General features: G+C 68.5%; 14 protein-coding genes. 4 read left to right on the forward strand and 10 right to left on the reverse strand.

Features of this window, described 5'->3' with window-relative positions; genetic code table 11:
- Positions 1–4: 4 nt before the first annotated feature.
- Entirely contained in the window at positions 5–802 is a 798-nt protein-coding gene (locus VMT65_RS10240; protein ID WP_326307833.1) for an ABC transporter ATP-binding protein, read from the forward strand.
- Positions 803–877: 75 nt separating this feature from the next.
- On the opposite strand, the gene VMT65_RS10245 is transcribed toward VMT65_RS10240, so the two are convergent.
- Complete coding sequence (locus VMT65_RS10245; protein WP_326307834.1) at positions 878–1,468, reverse strand: TetR/AcrR family transcriptional regulator; 591 nt, start codon at positions 1,466–1,468, stop codon at positions 878–880.
- A 75-nt stretch (positions 1,469–1,543) separates the two neighbouring features.
- Between VMT65_RS10245 and VMT65_RS10250 the strand changes: the two genes are divergently transcribed.
- The 3 genes from VMT65_RS10250 to VMT65_RS10260 are packed head-to-tail and all read left to right on the forward strand — an operon-like array spanning position 1,544 to position 3,319.
- Positions 1,544–2,389 carry an SDR family oxidoreductase gene (locus tag VMT65_RS10250; protein ID WP_326307835.1) on the forward strand — a complete coding sequence of 282 codons (846 nt, stop codon included), beginning with the start codon at positions 1,544–1,546 and terminating at the stop codon, positions 2,387–2,389.
- Positions 2,390–2,445: 56 nt separating this feature from the next.
- Positions 2,446–2,871, forward strand: coding sequence for a hypothetical protein (locus VMT65_RS10255; RefSeq protein ID WP_326307836.1), 426 nt, complete (start codon positions 2,446–2,448; stop codon positions 2,869–2,871).
- Between the two features lie 10 nt (positions 2,872–2,881).
- Positions 2,882–3,319, forward strand: a complete 438-nt coding sequence (locus VMT65_RS10260; RefSeq protein ID WP_326307837.1) for a MarR family winged helix-turn-helix transcriptional regulator — start codon at positions 2,882–2,884, stop codon at positions 3,317–3,319.
- Positions 3,320–3,343: 24 nt separating this feature from the next.
- Here the strand turns inward: VMT65_RS10260 and VMT65_RS10265 are convergent, their stop codons facing one another.
- From VMT65_RS10265 to VMT65_RS10305, 9 genes are all read right to left on the reverse strand, one after another.
- A complete protein-coding gene (locus tag VMT65_RS10265) occupies positions 3,344–3,568 on the reverse strand; it encodes a hypothetical protein (protein ID WP_326307838.1) in 225 nt (74 codons plus the stop codon).
- A gap of 117 nt (positions 3,569–3,685) precedes the next feature.
- Positions 3,686–6,136, reverse strand: a complete 2,451-nt coding sequence (locus VMT65_RS10270) for a primosomal protein N' (protein WP_326307839.1) — start codon at positions 6,134–6,136, stop codon at positions 3,686–3,688.
- Between the two features lie 81 nt (positions 6,137–6,217).
- A complete protein-coding gene (metK, locus tag VMT65_RS10275) occupies positions 6,218–7,432 on the reverse strand; it encodes a methionine adenosyltransferase (protein WP_326307840.1) in 1,215 nt (404 codons plus the stop codon).
- A 198-nt stretch (positions 7,433–7,630) separates the two neighbouring features.
- Positions 7,631–8,851 (reverse strand): bifunctional phosphopantothenoylcysteine decarboxylase/phosphopantothenate--cysteine ligase CoaBC, encoded by a 1,221-nt coding sequence (gene coaBC, locus VMT65_RS10280; RefSeq protein WP_326307841.1) that lies wholly within the window; start codon positions 8,849–8,851, stop codon positions 7,631–7,633.
- Between the two features lie 7 nt (positions 8,852–8,858).
- Positions 8,859–9,137, reverse strand: a complete 279-nt coding sequence (gene rpoZ, locus VMT65_RS10285; RefSeq protein ID WP_033086942.1) for a DNA-directed RNA polymerase subunit omega — start codon at positions 9,135–9,137, stop codon at positions 8,859–8,861.
- Positions 9,138–9,210: 73 nt separating this feature from the next.
- The gene (gmk, locus tag VMT65_RS10290) at positions 9,211–9,795 is read right to left on the reverse strand and encodes a guanylate kinase (RefSeq protein WP_326307842.1); all 585 of its coding nucleotides are present in this window, start codon (positions 9,793–9,795) and stop codon (positions 9,211–9,213) included.
- 7 nt (positions 9,796–9,802) lie between these two features.
- A complete protein-coding gene (mihF, locus tag VMT65_RS10295) occupies positions 9,803–10,126 on the reverse strand; it encodes an integration host factor, actinobacterial type (protein WP_033086940.1) in 324 nt (107 codons plus the stop codon).
- Positions 10,127–10,715: 589 nt separating this feature from the next.
- On the reverse strand, positions 10,716–11,144 hold the full coding sequence (locus VMT65_RS10300; protein ID WP_326307843.1) for a VOC family protein: 429 nt from the start codon (positions 11,142–11,144) through the stop codon (positions 10,716–10,718).
- A gap of 82 nt (positions 11,145–11,226) precedes the next feature.
- Positions 11,227–11,856 (reverse strand): LysE family translocator, encoded by a 630-nt coding sequence (locus VMT65_RS10305; protein WP_326307844.1) that lies wholly within the window; start codon positions 11,854–11,856, stop codon positions 11,227–11,229.
- Positions 11,857–11,908 lie beyond the last annotated feature (52 nt).

An 11,908-nucleotide genomic window follows, 5' to 3' on the forward strand; every position in this document is an offset into this window, starting at 1 on the left:
TCGCATGAGTGACTCGGTGCTGAATGTGGCGAACGTGACGGTCGTGCGAAGCGGAAACGCCATCCTGCAAGACGTTTCGCTCACCGTCCACGCCGGTGAGCACTGGGCCCTGCTCGGCCCCAACGGCGCGGGCAAGACCACGCTGCTGAAAATGCTCGGTGCCTTCGAGCATCCGACGACGGGCACCGTCGAGGTGCTGGGCCACCGCCTGGGCCGCGTCGACATGCGGGCGCTGCGCGCGGGCATCGGCCACGTCGACCCACGGCACCGGCCCAACGGTCCCCTCACGGTCCGCGAGATCGTCCTCACCGGCGCGACCAATACCGCCGCCCTGGTCCCCCGCTGGCAGCCGACTCCGGATCAGCTCGCCGAGGCCGACCGCCTCATCGACCTGCTCGGCCTGACCCACCGCCGCGACGCCGACTGGGAGATCCTCTCCCAGGGCCAGCGCGGCCGCACCCTGATCGCCCGCGCACTGATGCCCAAGCCCCGCCTGCTCCTGCTGGACGAACCGGCGACCGGCCTGGACCTAGCTGGCCGCGAACAACTTCTGGAGCGCGTCGACCTCCTCCAGCGCACCCACCCCGACCTGGCCTCGGTCCTGGTCACCCACCACCTCGAAGACCTCCCACCCGGCACCACCCACGCCATGCTCCTACGCGACGGCCGCGCCCTCGCCGCAGGCCCCGTCGACGAGGTCATCACCACCCCCAACATCAGCTACTGCTTCGACCACCCCGTCCGCATCCTCCGCGACGAACGCCGCTGGTCCGTCCGCCCCGCCCAGCCCCAGCTGAATTGACCGACGAGCATGCAATCCGGCAGGCGACACGCCGAAATACGCCTGCCCATTTGCATGTTCGTACGCGTTTCACATCTACGTCGCAGGGACGAGCGAGTCGATCCACCGCTCCAGCCGGGCACCCTCGGCTTCCATGAGCGCGGGGTCGCGGAAGGTGTTGGTGAGGACCGAGATTCCCTGGTAGGCGGCCAGGAGGGCGACGGCCAGTTCACGGGAGTCGCTGCGGCCCATCGCGGCGAACTGGGTGTCGATCCAATCCAGTAGTCCGCGCATGACTTCGGCCATTTCGCGGTCGAGGCCGTCGGCGCGCTTGTCCAGTTCGGTGGCGAGTGAGCCGGAGGGGCAACCGAATTGGGAGGCGAGGTCGCGTTGGTCGACCCAGCCGCGGACGAGGGCCTTCAGACGTTCGGCGGGGGCATCGAACTGCTCGAGGGCCGCGATGATCTGCTGGGCGCTGCGGGCGTGGGCGCTGATCGCCGCCTGGACCAGCTGATCCTTGGTCTTGAAGTAGTAGTAGACATTGCCGACCGGGACCTCCGCGGCCCGGGCGATATCGGCGATGGTCGTCTTCTCCACGCCTTGTTCGTGGAAGACCTTGGCCGCCGCGTCCGCGAGGCGTTCCCGTTTGCCGGGTTGGGCTGCCGTTCGCGCCACTGAGTCAGTCATACGACTAACTATAGACATCGCCCGGTCGCATGCTCTATCGTTCGATTTAGTCAGCCAACTAACTCAGGAGTAGAGATGATCGTGGTGACCGGAGCTACCGGAAATGTCGGCGGGGCGCTCGTCCGCGAACTCGCGGCGGCGGGCGAGAAAGTGGTCGCGGTGTCGCGTGGCGAGAAGCCGGTGGACCTCCCCGCGGGCGTCGAGCACCGGCGTGCCGATATCGGGGACCTGGACGGACTGGCCGAGGCGGCGGCGGGTGCGCGGGCGTTGTTCCTGCTCATCACCGGACCCCAGTTGGTCGCGGGACCCGCGCCGGAGCAGGTGTTGGAAACCGTTGCGGCAGCAGGTGTTCGGCGGGCGGTGTTCCTGTCCTCACAGGGCGCGGTGACGCGGCCGGACAGCGGGGGCTACGCGCGCACGCTCGAATTCGAGAAGGCGCTGGCCGATTCGGAGCTGGAGTGGACGGTGCTGCGGCCGGGCGGGTTCTTCACTAATACGTTCGCGTGGATCGAACCGGTGCGCGCCCAGGGCATGATTCCGGCCCCATTCGGGGATGTCGGTCTGCCGCAGGTGGATCCGGGTGATATCGCCGCCGTGGCGGCCGCGACGTTGACCGAACCCGGTCATGATCACCGGATCTACACGGTCACCGGACCGGAAGCCGTGACCCCACGCCAGCAGGCGGCGGCACTGGAAGCCGCGCTCGGCGAACCGATTCGGTTCGTGGAACTGACCCGCGAGCAGGCGCGGGTGAACATGCTGCGGTTCATGCCGGAATCGGTCGCGGACCACACCCTCGACATCCTGGGCACACCGACCGCGGAGGAACAGCAGGTCAGCGCCGATATCGAGCGCGTGCTCGGCCGACCTGCGACCAGCTATGCCCAGTGGGCGGCCCGCGTCGCACCGGCCTTCCGCTGAATCCCTCGACGAATCGACCATTGAACAATTAGTACGCTGCCGCATATCGTCTACGTATGCATACGATAACTTTCTCCGAAGGCACGATCCTCATGCCCTGGAAGCCCGGGCCTCTCCCTCGACCCGAGGGCCCGGTCTTCGTCAGCGTCACCGACTTCCTGGCGCGGTCGCAGGAGGATTGGCTCGAGATCTACCGCGCCGGAGACGAATTGGCGACGGCATGGCCGATCATGCAGGGCGCGGTCGGCCTGTGGCTGTGGGGCAAGCCGGGCGAGTTGCGCGGCGGGTCGGTCTCGGTGTGGGAGTCGGAGCGGGATATGCGCCGATTCGTCCGGTGGCCCAAACACACCGAGATCGTGCGGGCGTGGCGCGGCCGCGTCGGCATCGGCGTCGCCTCCTGGCAGGCCGAAACCTTCGATGCCGACGCGATTCTGACCCGCGCGGGCGACACGATCGACAGGCCGCACGGGCACGCCGCCTAATCTTGTCCGCATGACAGACCGTCCGGACCTGGCAGCGATGATCGTCCCCCTGGGCCGCGCCCTCATGGCGGCCGAACAACCGGTGCTGGCCGCCCACGGCCTCACCATGTGGGCCTACGTCGTGCTGCTGCGCCTGGACGAGACGACCACGCGCGGGCAGGGCGTGCTCGCCCAGGAAATCGGGGCGGACAAGACCCGCATCATCGCGGTGCTGGACGACCTGCAGGAGCGCGGCCTGATCGAACGCCGACCCGACCCGGCCGACCGCCGCGCCCGACTACTGGCCCTCACCCCGGAGGGCCGCGAGCTACGCGACGCGGCACAGGCGAAAATCCAAGCCCAGGAAGATCGGCTGCTGTCCAAGCTGCCCGCTGCCGACCGCCGCGGCTTCCTCAACGCCCTCATCACCCTCGCCGCCCTCCCCCGCGACGAGATCACGGGCGGCTGAGGCGCTCTGGCACGGGCCAACGGGTCAGGCGGCGACGGGCTCGGTCATCAGGACGCGACGGATCTCGTCCTCGAGACGGTTGATCGCGCCGAGCGAGGACCAAGCGTCCGCGCACACCAGACCGGGGAACTGCGGACTGAAGGCGATGTAGGCCGAATCCTGCTTGGACCACCACACATCGCAGAGCACACCGAGCAACCTGCGCTCGATCTGCTCGGCACGGGACTGGGGCTTCGTTTTCTTCGTCATACCGGCGACTATGCCCCGCTGTGATCGCCGGGCATCGATCACGAAGACCCTGATCGACGGGCCATAGGTCCCGCGTCCGCGGGCCCGGAGACCCCGGCTCGAGCACTGTCGACGGGCTCAGCCGATATCGATGGGATCGATCTGGACGCGCAGGGGGGCGTCGGAGCGGTGGGTGCTGCGGACGGCCTGGGCGGCGGTGAGGGCGCGGGACAGGGCGGCTCCCGAGGCGCGGTCGGCGCGCAGGATCATGCGCTCGACCTCGGCGGGAGAATCGCCGGAGGAGAAGGGCTTTCGCGCACCGGGCGGCAGGGGTACCGGGCCGAGGATCTCGACGTCGGCGGGAAGCTTTGCCTCGCCGAGCAATTCGGCGATCGACTCGGTGGTGCCGTCGATGGCGGCGAAGCGGACGGCGGGCGGGAAGCGCACCTCGGCGCGCTGCTCGAGCTCGAAACCGGCGTGCCACACCGGATCCCAGCGCACCAGGGCCTGCACGGTGGGCAATCCGGCATCGGCCATGACGATCACGCGACCGTCGGGGCGCACCAGGGCGGCGGCGGACATCCAGCGGCGCAGGGCGTCCTCCGCCGCGCGCAGGTCGGCGCGACCGAGCAGGGCCCAGCCGTCGAGAAGCATGGCGACCGCGTAACCGCCGGGAACGGGCGGTTCCGCGCCGATGGTCGAGACCACCACCTGCGGTCCCTCGGGGACGGAATTCAGGATCGACGAGCCGCCCGAACCGCGCACGGGCACACCGGGAAACGCGCGTCCCAACTCCTCGGCGGTGCGGGAGGCACCGATGACGACGGCCCGCAGCGCGCGCGATCCGCAAGCGCCGCACCGGAACGCGGCCTCGGTGATTCCGCACCATCGACAGGCCGGGCTCTGCGCCTCCGCGACACCCTCACGCCCACTGCGCAAAGCGCCACGTGACGCGGGCGCGCTGTCCGGCAGCGCCAGCGGGCCATTGCAGTGGCGGCAACGCGCCGGGGTCCGGCACTTGGCGCACGAGAGCGCCGGAATGTATCCGCGCCGCGGCACCTGAACCAGCACCGGCCCACCCGCTTTGAGCGCCTTGCGCGCCTCGCTGAACGCCACGGCCGGAATGCGAATGGCCTGCGCGATCGGATCCCGCTCCAACGCGGCGTCGGTATCGCCGGGCGCGGTGATCCGAGGCATGGCCTGCCGCACCACATTTCGGTCCGCGAGCAGATCGTGCGCCCACCCGGACTCGACAATGGCCTGCACCTCGGCGGTCCGCGCGAACCCGCCCGCCACGAACGCTGCCCCGGTCTCGTGCGCCCGCAACATGGCCACTTCCCGCGCATGCGGATACGGCGACCGCGGCTCGGCGAACGTATCGTCCCCGTCATCCCAAATAGCGATCAACCCAAGGTCTTTCACCGGCGCGAACACCGCACTGCGCGTCCCCACCACCACCTTCGCCTGCCCCCGCAGCACCGACAACCACCGCCGATACCGAGCCGAAGGCCCCAGCCCGGCCGCCAACCCCACCGCCGACTCCCCCACCAGCGCAACACATTCGGTCAGCACCCGATCCAGATCCCGCTGATCCGGCACCATGATCACCGCCCCGCGCCCACCCCGCACGGTCACCGCCGCCAACTCCGCCAGCCGCCTGGCCCACTCCTCCCCCGGCAACGCCTGCCACCCGGCCCGCGGCCCCCGCCCGGCCTCGAGTGCGCCCAGGAACGAATACCCGTGCAGATACCGCCCCCACCCCGGAAACTCGGCGGCCAACGTCTGCCCGGGCGTGCTCGCGGACCTCCCCGATTCGGTCGGCCGTTCGCCCCCGCCCACCTGGGCCGCGGAGGCGTCGAATGTATCCGCCCGCTGATCGAGCTGCGCGGCAGCGTCTTCCGCTGAATGCTCGCCGGAGGCCACCTCGGCGATGTCGGTCACTCCCGCCGCCGGAGCCGTCCCGGCCTCGTCGCGACCACCGCTATCGGCCACCGGCCCGTGCGACGCGCGCTGTGTTGCCTCGCGGACATAGGTCTCGCGGGGACGCGTCGGGTCCTGCCCTGGATCAGCGTCGTGTGGAGCGGTCGGAAGATCGGCTCCGGCACGGCCCGCCGCACCGGTGTCGCCACCATCGACCGAGGGCCGGTCGCTCGAAGTGGGCTCGGCGGGTGCCTTGGCCTTTTTCGTTGTGCGCTTGGGCTTTTCGGCCTGCTCGAGGCCTTCGGATTCGACCTTGGCGTGGCGGGGTGGGATCGCCAGGCGGAGGACGTCGGCTCGAGTGCCCGCGTAGCGGGAGGCCACCGCGCCGACGAGTTTCAGGATTTCCGGGGTGAGGACTCGTTCGGGGGAGACGACGCGTTCGAGGCGGACGAGTTTGCCGGTGTGGTCGGAGGTTTCGAGGCGTTCGAGGAGGTAGCCGTCGATGAGGCGGCCGGAGAAGCGGACTCGGACTCGCACGCCGGGTTGGGCGATTTCGTCCATTTCCGGGGGGACCAGGTAGTCGAAATCTCGGTCCAGGTGGGCGGGTTCGAGCAGGGGCAGGACCCGGGCGATGGGGTGGGTCATGGGCGCGCCGGTGGGGTGGGTCATGCCAACGACGGCGGGAGCGTCGGGCTCGGAAGGGGTTTCCGTGCCCGACGCTCCCGTCGAGTTGTGGTGGGTGCCGGTCAATTACAGCCCGGCGGCCGCGCGCAGCTTCTCCGCGCGGTCGGTGCGCTCCCAGGGCAGATCGACATCCGTGCGGCCGAAGTGGCCGTAGGCGGCGGTCGGCGCGTAGATCGGGCGCAGCAGGTCCAGGTCGCGAATGATCGCGCCGGGACGCAGGTCGAAGACCTCACCGATGGCGTCGGAGATCTTGAGCGGATCGATCTGCTCGGTGCCGAAGGTCTCGACGAACAGGCCGACCGGGGCGGCCTTGCCGATGGCGTAGGCGACCTGGACCTCGACCCGCTCGGCCAGGCCGGCGGCGACGACGTTCTTGGCGACCCAGCGCATGGCGTAGGCGGCCGAGCGGTCGACCTTCGACGGATCCTTGCCGGAGAACGCGCCGCCACCGTGGCGGGCCATGCCGCCGTAGGTGTCGACGATGATCTTGCGACCGGTCAGGCCCGCGTCACCCATCGGGCCACCGAGCACGAACTTGCCGGTCGGGTTGACCAGCAGCCGCACATTGGAGGTGTCGAGGGGGTTCGGCAGCGACAGCTCGGCGAGCACCGAGTCGACGACCTTCTCCCGGATGTCCGGGGTCAGCAGGTTGTCGAGGTCGATGTCGGCCGCGTGCTGGGTCGAGATGACCACGGTGTCGAGGCGCTTGGGGATCGAGCCGTCGTATTCGATGGTGACCTGGGTCTTGCCGTCGGGACGCAGGTACGGCAGCACGCCGGACTTGCGAACCTCGGTCAGTCGCCGAGACAGCTTGTGCGCCAGCGAGATCGGCAGCGGCATGAGCTCGGGGGTCTCGATGGTGGCGTAGCCGAACATCAGACCCTGATCGCCCGCGCCCTGACGCGCGATGTCATCGTCCTCGCCGCCGACGCGGGCCTCGTGCGAGGTGTCCACGCCTTGGGCGATATCCGGCGACTGCGCGCCGATGGCGACGTTCACGCCACAGGACGCGCCGTCGAAACCCTTTGCCGACGAGTCGTATCCGATCTCGAGGACCTTCTCGCGGACGATGGTCGGGATATCGGCGTAGGCCGAGGTGGTGACCTCACCCGCGACGTGCACCTGACCGGTGGTCACCAGGGTCTCCACCGCGACCCGGCTGCGCGGATCGGCCGCGAGCAACGCGTCGAGGATGGAATCGCTGATGGCATCACAGATCTTGTCGGGGTGACCTTCGGTCACCGACTCACTGGTGAATAGGCGGCTGCCAGACGTGCGCACAGTTGTTCCCTCTCCCTCAACGGGTTTCTCGTATCGGGTGGCGACAGTAGCGTCTCCGCCGCATCGCACAACCCTTTGTCTCAGGTTATTCCAATATGTTCGTCACAGGGGCGGGCTGCCACCGTGGCGAACACATTGTGACTCAGACAGTTGCCATGCCTATCACGGCGACTGTCCGAACCCTGCGGTGCCGAGGCTTCAGCGGAGCAAGGGGCCGAGTGCGTCCAGCACCCGGCTAGCCAGTAGGGCCTTGGACCCGTGGTCCAGGGCGATCTCGGTGCCGTCGGCACCGAGCAACCAGCCGTCGTTGGTGTCGACCTCGAAGGCCTTCCCCTCCCCGACGGCGTTCACGACCAGCAGATCGCAGCCTTTGCGAGCCAGCTTGGCCCGCGCGTGGGTGAGCACATCGGCGTGCTCGTCCCCGGTCTCGGCGGCGAATCCGACGATCGCGGTGCCGGGTAGGTGCCCGTCGCGACGGGACTGTACCAACCCGGCCAGGATATCCGGTGTCTTGGCGAGTGCGATCGAATCCGGTTCTCCCGCACCCTTTTTGATCTTAGCGGCCGCGACGTTGATCGGGCGGAAGTCCGCCACCGCCGCGGCCATGATGACCGCGTCCGCGCCCAGGGCGTGCTTGTCGACCGCCACCTTGAGCTGCTCGGCGGTGGTCACGTGCACGACCTCGACCGCGGCGGGCGGTTCGAGTCCGATGGTATTGCCCGCGATCAGCGTCACCTGCGCGCCACGCTGGGCGGCCAGGCGCGCGAGCGCGTAGCCCTGCTTGCCGGAACTCCGATTGCCAAGGAAGCGAACGGGATCCAGCGGTTCGCGGGTGCCGCCCGCGGAGACCACGATGCGGCGACCCTCGAGGTCGCGGGGCAACGAGTCGGCGCGTTCGAGCAGCAGTCGGGCAAGTCCGAAGATCTCCTCCGGCTCGGGCAGGCGACCCGGACCGGTGTCGGTGCCGGTCAGGCGACCCGAGGCGGGTTCCATGACCACGGCACCGTGCGCGCGCAGCGTGGCGACATTCGCCCGGGTGGCCGGATGCTCCCACATCTCGGTGTGCATGGCCGGGGCGAACAGCACGGGACAGCGCGCGGTCAGCAGCGTCGCCGTCAGCAGATCGTCGGCGCGGCCCTGCGCGGCGCGGGCCATCAGGTCCGCGGTGGCCGGGGCGATGACGACCAGATCGGCTTCCTGGCCGAGCCGGACATGCGGCACCTCCGGCACATCGGCGAACACACCGGTGTGCACGGGGTGGCCCGAGAGGGCCTCGAAGGTGGCCTTGCCGACGAAATTCAGCGCCGACTCGGTGGGAATGACACGAACCTCGTGCCCGGTTTCGGTGAACCGGCGCACGAGGTTGCAGCTCTTGTAGGCGGCGATACCGCCGCCGACGCCGACGACGATCTTGGTCACCGCGGAACTACTCGCCTTCGGAGTGCTCGAGCAGGTCGGCGTGGATCTCGCGCATGGCCACCGACAGCGGCTTCTCCTGCAGACCCGGCTCGACCAGCGGACCGACGTATTCGAGAATGCCGTCGCCGAGCTGGTTGTAGTAGTCGTTGATCTGCCGGGCGCGCTTGGCCGCGTAGATGACCAGCGCGTACTTGGACGAAGTCCGCTCCAGCAGTTCGTCGATCGGCGGGTTGGTGAGGCCGACCGGAGTGTCGTAGGCGGGAACGGTCTTGATGTCCGTACTCACTAGGAAGGCTCCTGCGGGGTTGTTCGGAAGGATGGATTCCGACTCTCTTGCAAGACGAGTCGGCGTTCGGGAGCTAAGACCCCGAATTTGTGCTAACGAACAACGATACCAACTGCTCGCAGGCGCTGGTCACGTGGTCGTTCACGATGACGATGTCGAACTCGTCACATGCAGCCAATTCGGTGCGAGCGGTCTGCAGTCGACGCTCGATCACCTCGGGCGATTCCGTCCCGCGAGCGGTCAGGCGGGACACCAGCTCGTCCCAGCTGGGCGGTGCCAGGAAGACCAGTTTGGCCTCCGGCATGGTCTTGCGGATCGAGCGCGCGCCCTCGAGGTCGACCTCGATCAGGACGTGATGTCCCGAGGCGAGCGCTTCCCGCACGGGTGCGGCCGGGGTGCCCGACCGCTGCAGTCCACCGTGGATGTCGGCCCACTCCAGCAGTTCGCCCGCCTCGATCATGGCGTCGAACTTGTCGCGGGTGACGAATCGGTAGTCCTGGCCGTCGACCTCCCCGGGCCGCGGAGCCCGGGTGGTGGCCGACACACTGAATACCAATTCGGGCAGTCGTTCGCGCACGCAGCGCACGACGGTGGACTTGCCGACGGCCGAGGGGCCGACCAGTACTACCAGTCGACCCTTCCGAGTGTGTTCGACCACCCTCGGATTATTCGGCGCTGAAGTCGAACCGGGCCAGCAGCGCCTTACGCTGCCGGTCGCCCAGTCCGCGCAGGCGGCGGGTGGGAGCGATCTCGAGCTCGCTCATGATCTCGGCCGCCTTGACCTTGCCAACCTTCGGCAGAGCCTCGAGCAGCGCCGAAACCTTCATCTTGCCGAGGACTTCGTCCTTCTCGGCGTCCGCAAGGACCGTCTTCAGATCGGTGCCACCACGCTTCAAGCGCTCCTTGAGCTCCGCCCGAGCGCGGCGAGCGGCAGCCGCCTTCTCCAAAGCAGCGGCGCGCTGCTCGTCAGTCAGCTGGGGAAGGGCCACGGTTCCTCCGTCTCATCGTTCATTGCTTGATCTACCTCCGGTAACCCGGTGGTCTCAGCGACCGTACCCACGACGCTTGCCGATTGCGAACCCACCCCCCAGGTCAGCGCGTGATTCGGGGCGGGACCGGGCCGGATGGGCGGCCGTGTGGGCCGTGCGCTAGCGCCCGCGCGGATCGATCTCGAGACGCTCCGAATATCGTTGCAGCCAGGGCTTTTTCGGAAACTTGACAGGGTCTCCAATGGGCCGGACTGGCCCCACAGCAAACCGTGACCGAGCTGTAATCTCGCGACCTGGATTTTTCTTGGATTTCTCGGCGTGTCGTTCGATTCCGTACCGCGTGTCGCGCATCACTCGGGGTGTTCGCGACGGTACTGAAACACACAAATCCGACATCGTTTCAGTGCAGGTGGGAAGGGTTGTGGGGGGCCGGATCACCGACGGGATGGCCTGTTTCGGGCCCTGAGGGGCACGCTCGCGGGTGAAACGGGGGTCGGTCGACTCCATGCGCCGACCCCGCTGTCACGGCAGTGAGACGCGCGATCAGGACAAGCGTTCGATCCGTTCGCGCTGGGCGAACACGGGAGGGTCAGTCCTCGTACTGGCAGAACTCGATGAGGGTGCCCTCGGGGGCGCGCAAATGGGCCACGCGCATGCCCCACGCGGGCTGGTCGGCCGGTTCCGCGATGATCCGCGCGCCGCGGTCGCGAACGACCTCGATCGCCTTGTCGACATCGGCGACGCGCAGCACCACGACCACGGTGTCCACGCCGTCGCGGGGCCGGTGTTCGACGCCGATCGCGGCGTCCTGGTAGGCGCGGGTGAACAGCGCGAGGTCGCGGCCGTCCAGGCTGAAGCAGGCGTAGGGGCCCGCGTCGGATTCCGGGACGTCGCCCGGGGTTTCGTGCTTCAGCGGCAATCCGAGGACGTCGCGATAGAAGCGATAGCTGGGCGCGAAATCGTCCACGAGGACGCGGGTTTGGCCGTAGGAGACGAGGCCGAGGGCGGCATCGGACATGAGAAATCCCACCTTTCTACCGAGCGGTCGGGTTCAGCGTAGTGCTCGGCGAAAGGCGGCGTTCCGGGCCTCGGCACCGGAATCAGTTGCTCTCCATGGCGATTCGCAGCCCGAGCCCGACCATGAAGGTGCCCATGGCGGCATCCAGAATCCGGCGAACACGGCGACGGGTGAACCACTGCCGCAACGCGCCCACGCCGAAGGCCAGCGTCACGAACCACATCAGGTTGGCGACCGTGCACACCGCGGCCAGTTCGAGGGTGCCCAGGGCGGATGGATGCGCGGGCAGGAACTGCGGCACCAGTGCGATGAAGAACACCGCGCACTTGGGATTCAGCAGATTGGTGAGCAGCCCCTGCCGGAACGACACCAGCGCACTGCGCCGATTCGCCGCGGCATCCGGATCGGGCCGATAGTCCCCGCGCCGCGCGGCCAGCAGCGCCCGAATCCCGATGAACGCCAGATAGATCGCGCCGATCAGCTTGACCACCGTGTAGGCCTGCGCCGACGCCGCCAACAACCCGGCCACCCCGATCGCGGTCACCAACGCCCACACGAAAACCCCCGCCGCGATCCCACCCGCGCTGGCAATCCCCGCGTGTCGACCCGACACCACCGAATTCCGCAGCACGATCAAGAAATCCGGCCCGGGCGACATGGAGCCCAGCACGATCACCCCGGCCAACGTGAGAATCTCGGTAAGCGACAGCACGCCGCCACCCTACGCGGACGCACCGGTCCTTCGTCAGACCCCGATTCTCGGT

It is taken from the genome of Nocardia sp. CDC153 (genome assembly GCF_035818515.1).
GTDB lineage: Bacteria > Actinomycetota > Actinomycetes > Mycobacteriales > Mycobacteriaceae > Nocardia.